16 protein-coding genes and 3 pseudogenes are annotated in these 18,196 nt (G+C 71.2%); 7 read left to right on the top strand and 12 right to left on the bottom strand.

Annotation, left to right across the window (positions count from 1 at the left end; translation table 11 throughout):
- The first annotated feature begins 158 nt into the window (after positions 1-158).
- Complete coding sequence (locus tag AB0G52_RS00320) at positions 159-1,253, top strand: DUF5925 domain-containing protein (protein ID WP_132889048.1); 1,095 nt, start codon at positions 159-161, stop codon at positions 1,251-1,253.
- Between the two features lie 15 nt (positions 1,254-1,268).
- Positions 1,269-2,039, top strand: a complete 771-nt coding sequence (locus tag AB0G52_RS00315) for a DUF72 domain-containing protein (protein WP_361332419.1) — start codon at positions 1,269-1,271, stop codon at positions 2,037-2,039.
- 84 nt (positions 2,040-2,123) lie between these two features.
- Here AB0G52_RS00315 and AB0G52_RS00310 read toward each other — a convergent pair whose 3' ends face one another.
- Positions 2,124-2,492, bottom strand: coding sequence for a GntR family transcriptional regulator (locus AB0G52_RS00310; RefSeq protein WP_165939368.1), 369 nt, complete (start codon positions 2,490-2,492; stop codon positions 2,124-2,126).
- A gap of 70 nt (positions 2,493-2,562) precedes the next feature.
- Here AB0G52_RS00310 and AB0G52_RS00305 point away from each other — a divergent pair, with 70 nt between their 5' ends.
- Both AB0G52_RS00305 and AB0G52_RS00300 read left to right on the top strand, forming a co-directional pair.
- Complete coding sequence (locus tag AB0G52_RS00305) at positions 2,563-3,492, top strand: GNAT family N-acetyltransferase (protein WP_132889045.1); 930 nt, start codon at positions 2,563-2,565, stop codon at positions 3,490-3,492.
- Positions 3,473-3,976 (top strand): DUF402 domain-containing protein, encoded by a 504-nt coding sequence (locus AB0G52_RS00300; RefSeq protein WP_132889044.1) that lies wholly within the window; start codon positions 3,473-3,475, stop codon positions 3,974-3,976. Before AB0G52_RS00305 ends, AB0G52_RS00300 begins: the two co-directional genes overlap by 20 nt.
- A 4-nt stretch (positions 3,977-3,980) precedes the next feature.
- On the opposite strand, the gene AB0G52_RS00295 is transcribed toward AB0G52_RS00300, so the two are convergent.
- Positions 3,981-4,595 carry a class I SAM-dependent methyltransferase gene (locus AB0G52_RS00295; RefSeq protein WP_132889043.1) on the bottom strand — a complete coding sequence of 205 codons (615 nt, stop codon included), beginning with the start codon at positions 4,593-4,595 and terminating at the stop codon, positions 3,981-3,983.
- A 140-nt stretch (positions 4,596-4,735) separates the two neighbouring features.
- Between AB0G52_RS00295 and AB0G52_RS00290 the strand changes: the two genes are divergently transcribed.
- A complete protein-coding gene (locus tag AB0G52_RS00290; protein WP_089102986.1) occupies positions 4,736-4,870 on the top strand; it encodes a hypothetical protein in 135 nt (44 codons plus the stop codon).
- Between the two features lie 21 nt (positions 4,871-4,891).
- On the opposite strand, the gene AB0G52_RS00285 is transcribed toward AB0G52_RS00290, so the two are convergent.
- The 5 genes and pseudogenes from AB0G52_RS00285 to AB0G52_RS00265 all read right to left on the bottom strand — a co-directional run bounded on the left by AB0G52_RS00285 (position 4,892) and on the right by AB0G52_RS00265 (position 8,489).
- On the bottom strand, positions 4,892-5,341 hold the full coding sequence (locus AB0G52_RS00285) for a GNAT family N-acetyltransferase (RefSeq protein ID WP_132889042.1): 450 nt from the start codon (positions 5,339-5,341) through the stop codon (positions 4,892-4,894).
- 188 nt (positions 5,342-5,529) lie between these two features.
- The gene (locus AB0G52_RS00280) at positions 5,530-6,390 is read right to left on the bottom strand and encodes an alpha/beta fold hydrolase (RefSeq protein WP_361332413.1); all 861 of its coding nucleotides are present in this window, start codon (positions 6,388-6,390) and stop codon (positions 5,530-5,532) included.
- Positions 6,391-6,565: 175 nt separating this feature from the next.
- A pseudogene (locus tag AB0G52_RS00275) lies at positions 6,566-7,090 on the bottom strand (hypothetical protein); the annotation flags it as partial.
- A pseudogene (locus AB0G52_RS00270) lies at positions 7,072-7,507 on the bottom strand (transposase); the annotation flags it as partial. The pseudogenes AB0G52_RS00270 and AB0G52_RS00275, both read right to left, overlap by 19 nt.
- 67 nt (positions 7,508-7,574) lie before the next feature.
- Positions 7,575-8,489, bottom strand: a complete 915-nt coding sequence (locus AB0G52_RS00265; RefSeq protein ID WP_361332410.1) for an alpha/beta fold hydrolase — start codon at positions 8,487-8,489, stop codon at positions 7,575-7,577.
- Between the two features lie 105 nt (positions 8,490-8,594).
- Here AB0G52_RS00265 and AB0G52_RS00260 point away from each other — a divergent pair, with 105 nt between their 5' ends.
- Positions 8,595-9,245, top strand: coding sequence for a TetR/AcrR family transcriptional regulator (locus tag AB0G52_RS00260; RefSeq protein WP_361332407.1), 651 nt, complete (start codon positions 8,595-8,597; stop codon positions 9,243-9,245).
- Positions 9,246-9,450: 205 nt separating this feature from the next.
- A pseudogene (locus AB0G52_RS00255) lies at positions 9,451-9,720 on the top strand (cupin domain-containing protein); the annotation flags it as partial.
- 572 nt (positions 9,721-10,292) lie between these two features.
- Here AB0G52_RS00255 and AB0G52_RS00250 read toward each other — a convergent pair.
- The 5 genes from AB0G52_RS00250 to AB0G52_RS00230 all read right to left on the bottom strand — a co-directional run bounded on the left by AB0G52_RS00250 (position 10,293) and on the right by AB0G52_RS00230 (position 18,167).
- Positions 10,293-11,273 (bottom strand): ImpB/MucB/SamB family protein, encoded by a 981-nt coding sequence (locus tag AB0G52_RS00250; RefSeq protein WP_132889040.1) that lies wholly within the window; start codon positions 11,271-11,273, stop codon positions 10,293-10,295.
- Positions 11,270-14,722: a DNA polymerase III subunit alpha gene (dnaE, locus tag AB0G52_RS00245; protein ID WP_132889039.1), complete on the bottom strand. Its 3,453-nt coding sequence runs from the start codon at positions 14,720-14,722 to the stop codon at positions 11,270-11,272. Before dnaE ends, AB0G52_RS00250 begins: the two co-directional genes overlap by 4 nt.
- A gap of 682 nt (positions 14,723-15,404) precedes the next feature.
- Positions 15,405-16,304: a trypsin-like serine protease gene (locus tag AB0G52_RS00240; RefSeq protein ID WP_132889038.1), complete on the bottom strand. Its 900-nt coding sequence runs from the start codon at positions 16,302-16,304 to the stop codon at positions 15,405-15,407.
- Positions 16,305-16,533: 229 nt separating this feature from the next.
- Positions 16,534-17,340 (bottom strand): DUF1684 domain-containing protein, encoded by an 807-nt coding sequence (locus AB0G52_RS00235; protein ID WP_132889037.1) that lies wholly within the window; start codon positions 17,338-17,340, stop codon positions 16,534-16,536.
- Positions 17,337-18,167 carry an LLM class flavin-dependent oxidoreductase gene (locus AB0G52_RS00230; protein WP_207921730.1) on the bottom strand — a complete coding sequence of 277 codons (831 nt, stop codon included), beginning with the start codon at positions 18,165-18,167 and terminating at the stop codon, positions 17,337-17,339. The genes AB0G52_RS00235 and AB0G52_RS00230 overlap by 4 nt, the downstream gene beginning before the upstream one ends.
- Between the last annotated feature and the right edge of the window lie 29 nt (positions 18,168-18,196).

Genomic DNA, 18,196 nt, shown 5'->3' with positions numbered 1-18,196 from the left:
GCGGGAGTCGCCCCGGGGGGAGGTATCGGCGATCGGCGGCCGTGCGGCAGGTCCACGGGGGCACTCGGGACACTCGGGAAGCTCGGGGCACTTCCGACACACGCCGCCCACTTCGGAAAACGGGTGCGCGCCGGGCCCCGGTGGCGGATCATGGCGGCATGTCTGCCAAGCCGCACGAGACGCTGCCGATCCGGCTCAACGTCGACGACTCCGACTCCCCGTCCGATGTCGTCGACGCGCTGTTCCTCGGCCGCTTCGCGACCGGCGAGCAGCCGTACTCGCACGCGGCGAACATCGACCGGGTGCGCTCCGGGGCGACGCTGCTGCCGGATCAGGCGCGGGTGCTGCGGGTGGCCCGCGACGACGACCGCAGCGCGACCCTGGCGGAGGGCGACGGCTGGACGCTGCTGGTCTCCCGCTGGAACCGGGGCGCGGACGTCACCGTCACCGCGACCACCGCCGAACTGGCGGCGAAGGTGCTGAGCGAGGCCACGGACGGCGCGGCGGACGAGCCGGAGCCGCAGCCGGAGAACGTGACGATGGGCTTCTGGTACGTCTCACCGCGCCGCGGTCCGCACCGCACCACCCGGCAGATCTCCGCCGGCACGTGGGAGGAGGTCCGCGCCAACTACACGGCTCCGGTGGCGGACGCGATGGACCGTCTGATGAAGACGACCCCGGAGGACATCGCCGGCCGGCTCCTGCTGCTGCACGGTCCGCCCGGCACCGGCAAGACCTCCGCACTGCGCACCCTCGCCCGGTCCTGGCGGGACTGGTGCCAGGTGGACTGCGTCCTCGACCCCGAGCGGCTCTTCTCCGACGTCGGTTATCTGATGGACATCGCGATCGGCGAGGAGGACGGCGCCGGCAAGGGGCGCTGGCGGCTGCTCCTGCTGGAGGACTGCGACGAACTGATCCGTGGCGAGGCCAAGCACACGGCAGGTCAGGCGCTGTCGCGGCTGCTGAACCTGACCGACGGTCTGCTCGGCCAGGGCCGCAACGTCCTGGTGGGGGTCACCACCAACGAGGACCTGGAGCGGCTGCACCCCGCCGTGGTCCGTCCCGGCCGCTGTCTCGCCCGGATCGAGGTGGGCCCGCTGACCCGGCCCGAGGCGGTGAACTGGCTCGGCACGGAGGAGGGCGTCGGCCGCGAGGGGGCCACCCTGGCGGAGCTGTACGCCCTGCGCAGGGGCACGGCGCCGACGTCGGTACCGGGAGCCCGGGAGGGCGCGGACGCGGGGCTGTACCTGTAGTGCTTTGATGGGGGTATGCCCCTGTTCATCGGGACCTCGGGCTGGCAGTACAAGGACTGGCGGGACGTCCTGTACCCGGCCGGCGTGCCCGTGCGTGCGTGGCTGGAGGAGTACGCGAGGCACTTCACGACGGTCGAGCTGAACAACGCGTTCTACCGCCTGCCCAGTCGGGAGAACTTCGAGTCCTGGCGGGACCGGGTCCCCGGGGACTTCGTGATCGCGGTGAAGGCCAGTCGCTACCTCACCCACGTCAAACGCCTGAAGGACCCCCAGGAGCCGGTCGACCGCCTGATGACCCACGCGGCGGGCCTCGGCGACCGGCTGGGTCCGGTCCTCCTCCAACTCCCGCCGACGCTCAGGGCCGACCCGCCGCTGCTGGACGCGTGCCTGTCCTGCTTCCCGCGCGGCACGCGGGTGGCGGTGGAACCCCGCCACGACTCCTGGTGGACCCGGGAGACCCGCGAGGTCCTGGAGTCCCGGGGCGCCGCGCTGTGCTGGGCCGACATCCGGGCCCGCCCCATGAGCCCGCTGTGGCGCACCACCGACTGGGCCTACGTCCGGTTCCACCAGGGCCGGGCGACACCGTGGCCGCGCTACGGCCGCCGCTGCCTGGAGACCTGGGTCGACCGCATCGCCACGGCCTGCCCGGAGAAGGCCGACGTCTACGCGTACTTCAACAACGACCCGGGCGGAGCGGCGGTCCGGGACGCGGCGGTGTTCGCAAGAGCGGCGGCACGGGCGGGCCTGACGGTGACGAGAACACCGCAATCGACCACGATCAGCTGACCGACGCCACAGGTCCTTTCACCCCCGCCGCGACGGCGTGCAGCCACGACGGGGGAATCCGGCGGTGCCGGGCCTTGCCGTCCCCTACTCCCCGTAAGCCGCCCGCAGGGCGTCGCGCACCACGGCCAGCGCCTCGTCCTCGGGCAGGCCCAGTCGCCGGGCCCGGTCGGCGTAGGCCTGTGCGGCGGCCGACGCCTCGCGTTGCGCCGCCGACCCCGCCGCCGCGACGAACGTCCCGTTGCGCCCCCGGGTCTCGATCACCCCGTCCGTCTCCAGCGCCCGGTACGCCTTGGCCACCGTGTTCACCGCCAGCCCCAGCGACTCGGCCAGCCCCCGCACCGTCGGCAGCCGGTACCCCACCGGCAGCACCCCGCCCCGCGCCTGCTCGGAAATCTGCGCCCGCACCTGCTCGTACGGCGGCGCGCTGTCATCGATGCGGATCTTCAAGGTCACGGCCCGATTCTCCCGCACCCGCCGGGAAAACAAGAGGCGCCCCGCACCCGTCCGGCATAGCGTGCGGCTCATGACAGTGATCGTGCGCGACCTGCGCCCCGACGTCCGCTCCGACGCCGAGGGCTTCGTCCGGGTCCGGCGTCTGGCCCTCCCCTTCATGCTGTTCACCCCCGAGTCCGTGGTCCACGACCTGACGCGCACGCACCCGGACGCCCGCTTCCGGCAGCTGCTCGCCGAGCAGGACGGCGAGATCATCGGCACGGCCCAGGTCGGGCTCGCCCACGAGAGCACGGAACCCGGCCAGGGCTTCGCCAACGTGTACGTGCATCCGGAGCGCACCGGCCGGGGCGCCGGCACCCTCCTCGCCCGTACGGCGGAGGAACATCTGTCGGCGGCGGGCGCGACCACGTCGTACGCCTGGGTGCTGGACACCCCGTCCCACCGCGCCTTCGCCGAGCGGCGCGGCTACACCCGGAGCCGCTCGGCGCACTTCCTCCGTCTCGACCTCGCGCACGGCGCGCTCCCCCCGCTGCGGACCCCGCCCCCGGGTGTCGAACTGCGCACCGGCGCCGACTTCGCCGACGACCCGCGCCCGCTGTTCGACCTCGACGCGGAGACGATGCGGGACGAACCGAGCGACATCGGGACCGAGTTCACCGACTACGAGGCCTGGCTGGACGAGACCTGGCGGCACCCGCTGTTCAGCCCGGAGCTGACCTCGGTCGTCCTGGTGGACGGCCGCCCCGCGGCGTTCAGTGCGGCCCGCACCGACGGCGGCACCCGGTACGGCACCGTCATGACGGGTACGGCCCGGGCGTTCCGGGGCCGGGGCCTCGCCAAACTCGCCAAGAACGCCTCCCTGCACCGGGCCCGCGCGGCCGGCTGCACCGAGGCGTTCACGGGCAACGACAGCGGCAACGGGCCGATGCTGGCGATCAACAAGTGGTTCGGGTACGACATCTGCGCGACGGAGGTCAGGTATGTCAGGGAACTCGGCTGAGCCGACGGCGGTGGTGGACGTCGTGCTGGTCAAGGCGGGCCGCACGAAGATCCGTTATCCGGCGGAGCTGCTCCACGACGACGGCACCCGGATCACCGTGCGCGCCCCCTGGGCCGGTGACGTGGCCCGCGACTTCGGCTTCGTCCGCTTCGAGCAGGGCGACGTCTTCACCGAGTTCTACTGGCGGGACCGCTGGTACGCGGTGAAGGAGGTCCGCGCCGCCGACGGCGCGCTGAAGGGCTGGTACTGCGACGTCACCCGGCCGGCGACGCTCAGTGGCGGCCGGCTGGTCGTCGAGGACCTCGACCTGGACCTGTGGCGCTCGGCCGACGGCACGGACGTACGCCGTCTGGACGAGGACGAGTTCGCCGAGAGCGGGCTGGCGGAGCGGGACCCGGCGGCCGCGTCGGCGGCCGCGGCCGCACTCGACGCGCTGGAGGCCCTGGCCCAGGGTCCGGACTTCACCGCCCTGCTGTCGCCGTGACCTGTCACACCGTCGCCACCACCGCGTAGCGCTCGTCGCTCACCTCCTTGCCCCACAGGACCGTGGCCTCCGACAGCCGCTCCACGCGTACGTCCGCGGCCAGCGGTGCGAGGAGGCCGGTGAGCCGGTCGGCGGGTATGCCGACCGGGGTCGCCTCCCCCCACACGCCCTCCACCAGCACGAAGCGCCCCGCGGGGCGCAGCAGCGCGCGCCAGTGCCGCAGGACGCGCGCGGGGTCGGGCAGGGCCCAGAGCACATGGCGTACGAGCACGGTGTCGAAGAGCCGCTCGCCCACCGGTGGTGCCGCGGCGTCACCCAGCAGGAACGCCGCGTCACGGCCGGCGAGCTTGGCGCGGGCCCGCGCCACCATCTCCGGGGAGCTGTCCACGCCGGTGACCCGGTGTCCCTGCTCCGCGGCGAGCAGGGAGAGGCTGCCGGTGCCGCAGCCGAGGTCGAGGACGTCGGCGGGACGTCCGGGCAGCCAGCTGCGCAGCCGCTCGGCCCAGGCCGCCCGCACCTCGGGCGCACCCAGGCCGTGATCAGGCTCGTCGTCGAACCGGGCGGCTTCGGCATCCCAGTCGATACGCACGGCAAGGGTTCGGTCACTCTCGTTCGTCATGCCCCAAGAGTGACACCCGCCACTGACACTCGATCCGTGTGACAGCGACCACTGACAGACCGGCACCGATGAGGAACTCTCGCCAAAAGGGTCTACCTCCGTGACAACGCGGAACTCGGTAGGCACTGAAGGAGGCAGTTATGCGCCGCACCACCGTGCAGAAGCCCCTGAAGAGGACGGACAGCCGCCGGATCCGCGAGGAGGCCGACGAGCGCCCCGCCGGACGCCCGGAGGTGCGGAAGGACATCGCGCGCACCTGGTGGCCGGACGGCTGACCGCGCGTTTCCGCGCGCCCCTCACTCCAGCCGCTTGCGGTAGTGAATGCGGTCGTACGGTCCGTCCAGGCGCCGCCCGACCACCTCGTACCCGTACTTCGGGTAGATCTCCCGGTTCTCCCACATCATCGCGTTCGTGTAGAGCCTCACCTCGGGCAGGCCGAGCACACGCGCACGTGCGTCCACGAACTCCAGCAGCCGCCGTCCCACACCCCTGCCGTGCGCGTCGGGGTGGACGGCGATGCTCTCGAGGAACAGGTGGTCCACGTGTGTCTCGATGACGACGAGCCCGATCACCGGCTCCCCGACGACGAAGACCCGCCCTGCGGCCACGTCCGCCGCGTGGTCCGCCTCCATGGGCTGCGGCACCACTCCGATCCGCGCGACATAGGGGTGGTACGCCAGATCGGTCACGGCCTTCACGGCGGGTGCGTCGGCGGCCCGGGCGGGCCGGATGTCGTTGTTCGGCATGAGCTGAACGTTTACCACCTCAGCGGAGTCTGAGCGCTTCCTTAAGGCGACCATAAGGATCTCCGTCACCCGCTGCCGGCAGGCGATTCCACGGTTTCCTGGGGTGGTTCCCCGATCGCCCACGACTCCGGGGCCTGACCGGCGGCTCAGGTCGGACAGGCCCCGGCGGGGTGCGGCCGGGCTGTGGCTCAGCTCAGCGCCGACGCGCAGGTGGTGGCGGTGGCGTGGGCCGGGTCGAGCGCGTTGGCCACCTCGTGGAAGGCGATCCGGTCGAAGAGGCCGATCGCCACGTGTTCGGAGAGATCCAGCGGGCACAGGTCCTGGAGCAGGACGTTGGTGACGTCGGAGCCGCTCAGGTACTGGCTCTGCCAGGGCGTGGCCACCTCGTCGTACTTGGTGGCGATGACCGTGTAGTGCACCCCGGGGACGGTGTCGCCGCCCGCGTTGAGCTGGGTGAGGAAGGCGGAGCCGGGGATCTGGTCGGCGAGGCCGGGGGTGGTGGCCTTGATCAGGTCCGAGGCGCCGGGGAAGTACGGCAGCAGGTTGGTGAGGCCGCTGAGGGTGGCGCCGTGGTTGTCGGGGGCGAGGCCGACGAGGGCGTTCACCCTGGCGGCACCGCCGAGGAACCTCAGGTAGTAGCGGGGCATCATGCCGCCCTGGGAGTGGCCGACGAGGTCGGCCTTGGCGGCGCCGGTGGCGGTGAGCACCTTGTCGACGAAGGCGGAGAGCTGCTGCGCCGACGCGGCGATGGGGCCGAGGCCGTAGAAGACGGGGACGCCGTTCAGTTGGCCGTAGTCGAGGGAGAAGACGCAGTAGCCGCGGTCCTCCAGGTACGGGGCGAGGGACAGCCAGTTGTCGACGGAGTTGCCGAGGGTGCCGTGGACCAGGATCACGGGCCGGGGGTGGGCGGCCGACGGGTGGCACGAGTAGTCGTTCCAGCCGGTGCTGGGGGCACCGGACGCATGGGCGGTGGCGGCGGGGACGGTGGCGAGGGCGGCGGCGAGGAGCAGCGCGGTCAGGGGTCTGAGCACTCGCTTCCAGGGCAGCATCGTGTGATCTCCTTGCGGCTCAAGGGAGGTGCGACGGCCTTACGCCCTGTGATCCGGATCACGAGGATGCTGTTCATCCATCAAGTTACGGAGGAGTAGTGAAAGCGTGAAGTTACGCGTCAGTAAAACTTTCCAGTAACCGCACGGCCAGGGTCAGTCGCTGGTAAGTCGCCGATCACGCGACATGGATCGCCGCGGCTCCTGCCGGTTGCACCGCCTCCGCACCGAACCGCTCTCGGGCGCGATCGGCGGCGATCAGGTTCTCCGCCCGCAGGGAGAGGGTGCGGACGCGGGCACGCTGAAGAGCCAGTCGGTCGTGGAGGTCGTAGGCGGGTGCCGTCAGAGAGCGCGTGTGGGCCGTGGGTTCGGGCAGCTTGCGGGTGCGCGTCGTCGTCGAGCGGTCCGCGTAGCGGACGGTGAGAGTGAGGGCGCAGGCCGCCTGGGACTCGCCACACAGTCGCAGGCCGAGACGGTCGGTGAGTGCCAGCAGGGCAGCACGCTGCCGGTCCCGGTCCAACTCGTCCTGGGCGAAGCGGTGTTCGACGCTCAGCGAGCGGGGCGGGGCCGAGGGAACCACTGGCGTCGGGTCGAGACCGCGGGCCGCCTCGTGGAGGTTGCGGCCGGCGGTGACGCCCAGGATGCGTTGCAGTGTGCCGAGCGGCGCGGCGGCGATCCTGCCGACGCTGTCCAGGCCGTACGAGGGTGCCCGGCGTCGAGGAACCGGCCGATCATGCGGGCGGCCAGCTCCGGCTTGGTCGCGAAGACTGTGTCCTCGCCCAGGCCCGCAGCCCGGCAGCGGTCCGGGTCGCATGTCCACGAGCGCGGAACGTACAGTTCACGGTCCACCGCCGTGTGTCCGCGGCGGCCTGCGTAGACGAGGCAGACGGCGACCTGGGCGTTTTCGATCCTCCCGGCGGTGCCGGTGTACCGGCGCTGGACACCGACGGTGTCCGTGCCCTTCTTCACGTCCCCGGTCTCGTCGACCACCAGCACCGCACCCTCGTCGTGCAGATGCTCCAGCAGTTCTTGCGCGGCAGGTCCGACAGCAGCCCAGCACCAAGTCCCGGACCCGGCGCCGGGGTTCGATCCGCGCGAACCGGCCCGCTATCCGGCCCATCAGTACATCGAACACCTCCTGCCAGCGGGCAGGGTCTACCCTGTGACCCGCAGTCACCGCATGATCTTCAGTCTTCACAGAGGGTGGGTGGCTGGTCGTTGACGTGGTCGGCGAGCGCACGCAGTTCGTCGGCGTAAGTGGCCCAGATGTCGCCCACGAGGAAGTGCCCGACGCCTGGAAGGGTGCGCAGGCGGGCGCCGGGGACGGCAGCGGCGATGTCGCGTGCGGCAGACACGCGCAGCAGCGGGTCTCGCAATCCGTGCAGCACCAGGGTCGGTGCGGTGATCCTGGCGAGCGGGCCGCCGTGCCACTTCGCACCGATCTGGCGGCTCTGTGCTTTCTGGTCGCGGAAGCTGGCGACCTGGTGCGCGGCTTCTTTGTTCACGAACTCCCGCACGTCGTACTCGTCGATGTGCTGGCCGGGCGTGGCCAGGATGTGGGCGACGGCCAGGGCCAGGGCCAGGTTGCCCTGCGGGGTGTCGGGGTAGTGCAACCTGGCGAAGCGGGCCAGGGGTGCCAAGCGCAGGTAGCGCAGGACACGCAGTCCCTTGACGTCGCTGGGCACGGCCGAGGACGTGGTGAGGGTGTGCACGCGTTGTGGATGGCGGATCGCGATGCGCTGCGCCACGAGCCCGCCCATGGAGTGGCCAAAGAGGTGGGCGCGCTCCCAGCCGAGTGTGTTGAGAACGGCGACCGCATCGTCGGTCAGGTCCTCGGCGCTGTAGGCCGGGGGCGCGTGGCGCAGTAGGGCTACGACCGGTGGGCCCTCACGCCGGTCGGGCAGGTGCGTGGATTGGCCGGCGTCGCGGTGGTCGTAGGCCACGACGTGGAAGCCGCGGTGGACCAGTTCCTCCACCAGTCCGTCCGGCCACCAGAATCGTGAGGTTCCCAGTCCCATCACCAGCAGCAGGGGGTCGCCGCCCGATCCGCCGAGGTCTTCGTAGGCGATCTGGATTTCGTCGTTGTACGCGAAGCGCGGCATTGCGACTCCCTCTGGTCGATCGCAAACATCGTTCGCGAACACCGTACTCATAACGGTAGAGTGGCGGCAACGCGGGAGGTGACAGTGGCGCGACAGCAAGAACCAGTGATCTGGCTGCGGCCGGAACAGGCACCGGTCGGACGCCCGGCCGAGCGCAGTCGCGCCGAAATCACCGCCGCCGCAGTGGAACTGGCCGACCGGGAGGGCCTGGATGCCGTCTCCATGCGCCGCCTCGCCGCGACCCTTGGCACCGGTGCCGCCTCGCTCTACCGCTATGTGACCACCCGCGACGACCTGCTCGACCTGATGATCGACAGCACCGCCGGCGAATACCACCTGCCTGCCCCAAGCGGCGACTGGCAGGCGGACCTTCTGGAGATCGCTCACCAGGCCCGACGGATCATGCGACGCCACCCCTGGCTGCCGATCCTGGTCGTCACGCGCCCTACCCTCGGCCCGCACGGGATCGACCTGCTTGAGCACCTACTCGACGTACTCGCCGACCATCCGGCCGAGCCCGCCCACAAACTCGAGGCATTCGCCGTACTGAACGCGCTGACCGCGCTGTTCGTCCAGAATGAACTGGCTGCCGCAGACCCCGGTGCCCAGCGCCAGTCCTCCTACCTGCGTCACGCGGCCACCGCCGGCACCCACCCCCGCATCGCCGCAACGCTCGCCGCCACCCAGCCCGAACACACCTCCCACGACCGGTTCGCCACCGTACTCATCCGCGCCCTCGCAGGAGTGCTGGGCTGACTCCACCGCAGCCTCATCGCACGACCGAGGACCCGAGCACCAGCACCCCGACCACCCTGGCTCACATCAAGGCAGCGAGATCGGCAGAAGCCGGACGGCGCTCAACAAAGACGAGACTGCCGAGCCTGTTGAGCAAGCGGTCGCAGACCTTCAACCGATCGCCCTCGTGGCGGCAGACGTGGCAATCCTCACCGGGCGCTCGTGAGTGGTCTTCGAGGCCGGCGAGGCACCGCGCCACGAGGTCCAGCCGGAGTCGGACTTCTCCACCGCCCGCTTCGCGGGCTCGGACCCGGCTGTCGACGACGTCGTGATCGGCGGGGCCGTCAGCGTGAATGAGGCCGGGCGAACGCTCCTGCTGGAGTCGCTTCCTCCGGTGGCCCACATCCGGTCCTCCGCCGCCGGAGACGGGGACCGGCTGCTCACCGCCGTGCTGCGGCTCTTCGACGAGGCCACCGACGACCGGCCCGGCTCGGCCTTCGCGATCCGGCAGTACAGCCAACTGCTCCTGCTGGAGGTGCTGCGCTGCTACGTCGACCAGACCCTTCTGCCCTCCGGCTGGTTGCGCCTGCTCGTCGACGAGCGCCTGCGCCCCGCCGTCGACCTGCTCCACGGCCGCCCCGAACACGCGTGGGGGCTGGAGGAGTTGGCGCGCGCCGCCGCGATGTCCCGGACCACATTCGTGGAGCAGTTTCGCGAGGCTGCCGGTGTACCGCCGCTCACCTACCTGGGCCGGTGGCGCATGCTGCTGGCCCAGCTCGGCGGCGAGCGCGTTCAGCACGGCGTTCAAGCGCGTTATCGGGGAGTCGCCGCAGCGGTGCCGCGCGCGTGCGCGCCAAGAGGCCGTTCCGTTCCCGGGCCGGTGACGGAGATCAGCCCTAAGGGCTTGCCGACCGCGGCTGGCTGCGCAAACGGCCCGAGGGACGGTTCACCGCACGCCCGTAACCACACGCCTGCGGCCGTAACTGACGGGCCCTCGGCGGCAGTTGAGTTTGGTATGAAGAAGAACAACCCTCGCGCCGAGGGCCCTGACGACCTTGTCTTTGGCAGTCAGTTCGCCAGAGCGGCCGGCAGTACAGACTCTGGTCCGAAGCGTCGACGGGCGCGGTCTGCGGCGGCTTCAACCGCTCGGGCGCGGGCATCGCCGGGGTCCAAAGAGAGCTGGTGGTAAGCCCTGTTGGCCGGCAGCAGGTTGTCTGCGCGGATCACGAAAGCGCGTACTCTCGCTCGCTGCAGTCCGAGACCGGTCAGCAGGCTCAGCGCGTCCGCGGCGAGGGCAGGTGTGTGGTGGGTGGGTTCGGGCAGCGCACGCGTGCGCGTGCTCGAGCTGCGGTCGGCGTACCGCACCGTGAGGGTGATCCGGCTCGCGATCTGGCTTTCCTCCCGCAGCCGTTGGCCGATCCGGTCGGCAAGTCCCAGTACCGCGCGGTGGTGTTGTGCCGGGTCGAGGCAGTCCTGCTCCAGCACGAGATCGGCGGTCAGGTGCGCCGCCGGCTCCGCGGGGACGACCGGACGGGGGTCGTGGCCGCGGGCTCGCTCGGCCAGCAACCGCGCCTGGCCGGCGCCGAGGAGTCGTTGCAGGGTTGTCGCAGGCAGGTCGGTGAGCTGGCCGATGGTGTGCAGTCCGTACCTGCTGAGCGTCTCTGCGGTGGTGCGGCCGATCCCGGGCAGCGCGGTGACCGGCCGCGGATACAGCCAGTCGGTGACGTGACTGGCAGGGACCCAGATGGTGTCTCCCGGCGCCGACGCGTCGGCCGCCATGGCCGCCAGCATGCGGTTGCTCGCAAGCCCGGCGCTGCTTTCAATGTCGTAGAAAGCCTTCAGCCTCATCTTCGCCAGTTGGACCACGTCGTAGGGGGACAGGTCGAAGTACCGGAGCGCCGAAGTCAGATCCAGTTGAACGGCGTTGGGCGGTACGGCCTGGACATGAGGAGTGACACCAGACATCAGTTCGATTACGTCGCCGTACTGGGCCTCGGTCAGCGAGGAATGCAGGTGGAGGTGGGCGATGTGCCGCTGCCGTGTACTCATCCCGCGCTCCCCGGACTGCGATGGCCGAACTTCTTCAGGTCGGCCGAGCGGGTGCCGGCGGGCTGGAGGTCGGCGTAGGGGTGGAGGCGGGCGCCGGTGGTGCCGTTGGCGAGGGTGCGCTGCGGTTGGGCGGGGGTCGGGTGCGGGCGGCTGGCGCCGAGGAGGGCGAGGGCGGCTTCGGGGCCGTTGTCGCGGCGGGCGGCGGCGATCTCGTCCAGGTCCCAGGCCATGGTTCCGACGACGGTACGGCGGGTGCCGCGCACCTGGACCGTGCCACGCACCAGCAGCAGCCCGCTGTGGAAGACGGTGTGCGCGCAGGCCGGGTGGGAGTCCTCGAAGAAGGCCAGGTCGACCAGGCCGGAGCCGTCCTCCAGGGTGACGAAGATGATCCGCCGGCCGCTCGCGATCGGCGGGGTCTGGGTGGACGCCCGTACCCCGGCGACGAGGACCTGCTGACCGGCGCGCATCCCGGCCAGGTGGGCGGCGTCGGTCGCGCCGATCTCCCGCAGCAGCCGGTGATGGTGCTCCATCAGGTGTTTGGAGACGTCGATGCCGAGGGTGCTCAGCTCGGCGCTGAGGGCTTCGCGTCCGGTCATCTCCGGCAACCCGCTCGGCTCCGCACCGCCGACTACGCCCGCCACGATGGGCAGCTGGCCCTCGTGCGCGGACCGGGTGCGGGACTGGCGATGCAACTCGGCGATCTGGAGCAGCAGATCACGTCGGGTGAGGCGGCCGTCGTGCAGGCAGTTCAGGGCGCCGATCTCCGCGAGGCGTTCGGCGATGGGCCTGCGGGGACGGGCCCGCTGCCAGAAGTCCGACAGCGATCCGTACGGCTGTCCCTCCTCGATCCGAGCGCACTCGTCCTCGCTGATGCCGTGCACCGCGGACAGGGCAAGCCGTACGCCCCACTGGTCCCCGTCGGCCTTTTCCACGGTGTGCCTCACCTGGGAGTGGTTGATGTCGACGGGCAGGACCTGTACGCCGCCCCGGCGGGCGTCGGCGACCAGGACACGCTTGGGCCACATCCCGGGGTCGTGTTCAAGCAAGCCAGCCAGCAAAAATGCTGGAAAGTGCGCCTTGAGCCAGGCGCTCTGCAGTGCCGGTACGGCGAAGGCAACCGCGTGGGCACGGCAGAAGCCGTATGCGCCGAAGGCCTCGATGGTCTTCCAGACCTCGTCCCGCACGGCCGCGCTGTAGCCGCGCGCGCGTGTCCGCTCGAGGAACCACTCCTTGATCCTGGGCAGTTGCTCCTTGTCGCCGAGGGCCCGTCGGGTGATCTCTCCGAAGGCCCGGTCGCAGCCGGTCATCACCCGCAGGGTCTCGATGATCTGCTCGTGCCAGATGGTCACGCCGTAGGTGTCGGCGAGCACCGGCTTCAAGTCCGGGTGCGCGTACGACGGCGTGCCGCCGTGCCGGGCGGCGATGTAGCGCTCGGGCATGCCCCCGGCGACCGGCCCGGGACGGAAGAGGCTGATGTCGGCGATGACATCCTGCACATCGCGCGGCTGCAGCCGGGACAGGAGATCCTGCTGCCCGGGCGACTCCAGCTGGAACAGGCCCAAGGTGCGGCTGTCCTGGATGAGCTTGAACGCGAAGACGTCGTCGAGCGGCACCTGCCGGGGGTCGTCGAGGTCGATGCGGTTGCCGACGGTCCGTTCGATCTCGGCGACGGCATGGGCCATCGCGGACTGCATCCGCACGCCCAGGACGTCGAGCTTGATGTTGCCCAGCGCCTCGATCTCCTCTTTTGCAGCCATAGCCATGGGATAGTCGCCCTGCGGCGTGGGCTGCACCGGCAGCCGGTCCAGGAGGGTGGCGTCGCTGATGACCACGCCGCAGGGGTGCATGGCCATGCCGTGGACCAAGGAGTCGAGGCCTTCGGCGAGCTCCCACAGCGGCCCGTACCGGTGCGCTTCGGCGGCCAGCTGCCGCAACTCGGGCAGTTCGGCGAGTGCGCCGGTGATGTCACTGGCCCGCAGGTGCGGGAAGCTCTTGGCGATCCGGTCGACGTCCGCGGGCGCGATGCCGAGTGCGAGGCCGGTGTCGCGCAGGGCGCGGCGGGCACGGTAGGTCTCGGGCATCGCGGTGACCGCAACCCGTTCCTTGCCGAAGCGTTCGAAGATGGCGTCGTAACACTCGAGCCGTCGGGCCGATTCCACGTCGATGTCGATGTCGGGCAGTGAGGCCCGGCGAACGCTGAGGAAGCGTTCGAACAGCAGACGGTGGTCGAGCGGGTTGGCGGTGGCGATGCCCAGCACGTGGCAGACCATCGATCCGGCGCCGGAGCCGCGGGCCGCGACCCGGATGCCCTTGGCGCGGATGTCGGCGACGACCTGGCCGACGGCGAGGAAGTACGAGTCGTAGTTCAGCTCGGAGATCACGGCGAGCTCCTGCTCCAGCCGGTCGAGTGCCGTCCGGTCACGGTCCAGGTCACGCCTGACCAGCCCCTCCTCGCACTGCCGGCGCAGCAGTTGTGCGGCTCCGCCCGCTCTGGGGTCGGCGCCGAAGAGCGCCGGTTCCGGGAAGTGCCGGGCGCCGAGCCCGAGGTCCGCGGCAGGATCGACGGTGCACGCGGCCGCCGTGGCGGCGGTGTCCGCCATCAGACGGCGGGTCCGACGGATGTCCCCTCCGGCGCATTCGGCGATCATCCGCGCGACGGTCTCCATTCCTCGCTCGTCCTTGAGCCAGCGCTGTCCGCTGTCCAGGTGGCGCCGGTCGATTGGCCTCAGCAGCCGGGCGGCGTCCAGGACGTCGGCGAGGCGGTGCTGGTCGGGGTCGGCGTAGCGGACGGCGTTGGAGAGCACGGCGGTGGTGCGGGTGCGGTCGGCCAGCGCGAGGGTGCGGGCGGCCAGGCGCAGGGATCCCGGACCGACGCCGGAACGTTTCTGCGCAACGGTTTCCAATCGGACTCCCCTCCCGAAGATCTCCTTCCAGGGGGCCAGCAGCTTCATCGCGACGTCCTCGCGGCCCACCGATAGCGCCTGCACCGGTTCTGAGAGCGGCCCGAGCAGCACGGTCAGGCCGGGGCCGCCGTACTCGCGCAGCGCCTCCCAGGGCACCACCGGCGGCGTACCGGACAGGGCGCCGACATGGGCGGCCGAGGTGATGCGGCACAGCCGCGCCCAGCCCTCCCGGTTCTGTGCGAGCAGCACGAACCGCAGCGGCGGCTCGACGACGTGCACGCCGCCGCGTGCCGGGGTACGGCGGCGTCGACCGGGCGGCGGGGGCGCGATGGCCTCCACTGCCAGGTCGACACCCAAGAGCGGCCGGACCCCGTCCTTCGCGCAGGCCTGGGCGAACCGCACGGCACCGGTCACCGTGTCGCGGTCGGTGAGCGCGAGCGCGGACATACCCCGCTCGGCCGCCCGCCGGACGAGCTGCTCGGGATGGGATGCGCCGTAGCGGGCGGAGTAACCGGACGCGACGTGCACGTGGGCGAAACCCTCCATGCCGCACCTCCATCCCTCCACCCCTTTTCAGCCATACGCCCGATATATTCATCGTACTCGCGTTCGATTACTCTAACCCCATCAGCGCCGGTCAGCGACCCACATTCGAACACATCAGCGATTCTTGAGAGAGGTGCAAAGCGTTAAAGCAGGCACCGCCCCGTCAGCTCCCCAGCAGGACGGAGCAGTTGGAAGAAGACGCCTCCACAGCGCGGTGATTCAGCGACTCAAGGCAAGGCGGACCAACAACGACTTGTCGAACGAACGTCACTTTCCGTAACGGAAGGCGTTCTCTGTTCGGTCACCGTCAGCTCTCCAGGAGAGGAAGAGCGGCAGGAGCGAGCCCACACTCATGTGCGATGCGGTCCATCTCGGCACACCCGCGGCCAGTCAAGAAATCCCCGTGTGCCGCAAGGCAGAGGGCGACCAGCCGCAGACACTCACCAGGGTCTGCGCCACGCGGCCGGCTCCTCCGTCCACGCTGCTGTCGCCGGACCCCCGAAGGGGCCTGGGCCTGGAGACGGCCGGCCTCGAGCAGCGCACGCTCCGCGATGCGGACGGCACCCTGTCGGCCGCCGAATGCGCTGAGCGCACGTCCACGTGGGGGGCATCGGCCAGAAGGGAGCCCCCGCACGCGGTCGCGTACGGGGGCCCGGTGCCGGGAGCCGATCCGGGCGGATCGTCAGCCGATGCTCACGCCGTAGTAGCTCAGCGCCTCGGTGACCGGCTGGAAGAAGGTCGTACCGCCGGAGGTGCAGTCGCCGCTGCCGCCGGAGGTCAGACCGTAGGCCACGGAGCCGCCGTAGAGCGGGCCGCCGCTGTCGCCGCCCTCGGCGCAGACCGTGGTCTGGATCAGACCGGAGACGATGTCACCGCTGCCGTAGTTGACGGTGGCGTTGAGCGCGGTGACGCGGCCGCTGTGCGTGCCGGTGGTCGAACCGCGGCGGTACACCGTGGTCCCGACGCTCGGCGTGGCGGCGCTGGAGATGGTCTGGCTGCCGACCGCGCTCGGGTGCGCGATCGAGCTGTTGGTGTACCTCACCAGCGCGAAGTCGTTGCCCGGGAAGCTGTAGCCGACGTTGGTGCCCAGGACCGTGCTGTGACTGGAGTTGCTGTACCAGGTGGAGGCCACCTCACCGCAGTGCCCGGCGGTCAGGAAGTAGTAGGTGCTGCCGCTGTGCACGTTGAAGCCGAGCGAGCAGCGGTAGGAGCCGCCGTAGATGGCGTCGCCGCCGCTGATCAGCTTCTTGAAGGTGCCGGGGGTGCGCTTGATGGTGAGCGCGCCGGAGTTGGCACCCGCCTGCCGCTTGATCTTGGCGATCTCTGCGTTGGAGACCGTGGCGTCGGCGGTGACGACGACACGGCCGGTCTTGCTGTCGACGGCCCAGGCGGTGCCGGGTACGTCGGCCTTCAGGACGGAGCTGTTCACGGCCTTCAACTGGGTTGCGCTGAAGGTGTGGACGTCACTCGCGCTCGCGGTGGGGACGGCGAACGCTGCCGCGGCCAGGAAGCCGGTGCCCACGGCGATCAGCCGGGTCCGTCTCGAGATACCGCTGCGGGGGGTCGTGCGCTTGATCCTCACTTGTCGTTCCCTCCCAGGGGACGTCGGGGGCCCGCGTGGGGTCGGGGCCCGTGAGGCGCAGCCAGGGGGGACGCCCGGATTCCGGACACGCAATGCCCCTGACAAGCGCTGTGGGGGAGTATTCGGGCGATCGACCGCCATCCGCAAGGGCGCCTTTCGGCCGTGCGACCGTGAGTGAACTGTGGTGCGTTTGTGCGATCTCGCCCCGGTCGGCCCCCCGCCGTCTCCCTCAGCCCAGCCGTCGCTCCCCCGCCTCGACGGCGACGCCCAGGGTGTTCCCCGGGGGCGGGAAGGGGCAGATGAAGTGGTCCGCGAAGGCGCACGGCGGCAGTTGGGCCCGGTTGAGGTCGACGGTGGTGGAGCCGTCGGCGCCCGGGGCGGCCGAATAGAGGAACCTGAACCGGAAACTGCTGTGGCCGCTGGTGCGGTCGGCGAACACCGCCCACAGCCGCCCGTCAGCCTGTTCGGCGACCTGGAGCGCCCGTTCCTCACCCGCCAGGGTGAAGGCGAGTTCACCGGCGAGCACCAGTGCGCGCTCCCGCCCGTCCGCGTTGCCGACCCGGACGGAGCGCCGGTCGCCGTACGGCGTGAAGCGGCCGGGGACCGACCAGCGCGGGTCGTAGGGGGTGGCGTCGATGCCCCGGAACGCACGGCGCGCCGCGGCGGACGGGTCGTAGTCCCGGATCCCCCAGACGTCTTCGCGGACCAGCACGACCAGGTGGCGCTCGCCGAGCGTGACCCGGGCCGCCGGTTCGCGGTCGGCGGCGAGCCTGATCTCCCCGGCGAAGGGCTCGCCGTCCAGGGCCAGGCCGTCGTCCTCGGCGGCGGTGAGGACCACTTCGTCACCGTCGGCCCTCCAGATCCCGGGAACGTTCGGAAGGCGGCCGCCCGGATGGTCCTCGATCCAGTGCGTGCCGACGAGGGCGAGCGGCCCGTAGGGCGCCGACACCTGCTCCACGCGCTGCTCCTGCCAGCGCTTCCAGTCGCCGGACGCGTCGCCGGTGATCACATCCGCCCTATCCGTCACATTCGTCATATGAAGAGCCCTTTCGCTTCGTTGGCCATGCTCCGGGCGAGGCCCAGGTGCTCGCGCAGGGTGCTGCCCGGGTAGAAGGTGCGGAACAGACCGCGGTGCTGGAGGAGGGCCACGGTCCCGTTGACCAGCCGCTCCAGGTCCCGGCGGGGTTCGGCGGGGACGAGGTGGAAGCCGTCGGTGGCGCCCTCGCCGTGCCAGCTCGCGATCAGCTCCGCCAGGTCCACCGGACCGCCCCGGTACAGCGGACCCTGCACGGTCCCCCGGGGCCCGCCGCCGCCGTGCCCCGGCTCGGCCGCCCGCTCCCCGCCCCCCAGGTCCACCAGGAGACTCACCAGCACCCGCAGCGCTTCCGGGTCCCGCCCGGACTCCTGCGCCCGGGAGCGCAGTTCGTCCCGTACGAGGGCGGCCTGCGCGGAGCTCGCGGCCCGCACCAGGGCCACATCGGCGTACCGGGCGACCGGACGCCGGGCGGCCTCCTCGGTGGCGTCGGCCACCCGCACCGGGAACGTCCCGGCGGGTCCCGGCTCCGGCTGCTCGCTCCACCAGCCGGCCCGGCCCCCGCTGACCCGGTCGAGGTGGGCAGCGGCCCCCGGCGGGGCGGTCACCAGGGGCACCAGCCCGATCCGCCGGGTGACCGGGGCCACCCACGACAGCACGGTGACCGGGTCGCTCTCCGCCCACCCGAACCGGCCGTCGAGCGTCACGAAGTCCAGCCCGCCGCTCTCGGCCAGCCGCACCAGCTCGGCGTAGCGCTCGGCGTCGAACACGCCGACCTGGTCCACGGCGGCGGCCAGATGCAGCAGCCCCCGCCCGTACGAGCCGGTCACAGGACACCAGCCTCTCCGAGAACCACGAA

The organism is Streptomyces sp. NPDC021562 (assembly GCF_040640875.1).
GTDB lineage: Bacteria > Actinomycetota > Actinomycetes > Streptomycetales > Streptomycetaceae > Streptomyces.
The sequence above is the reverse complement of the archived record's forward strand: the minus strand, read 5'-3'. Positions and strand labels throughout refer to the sequence as shown.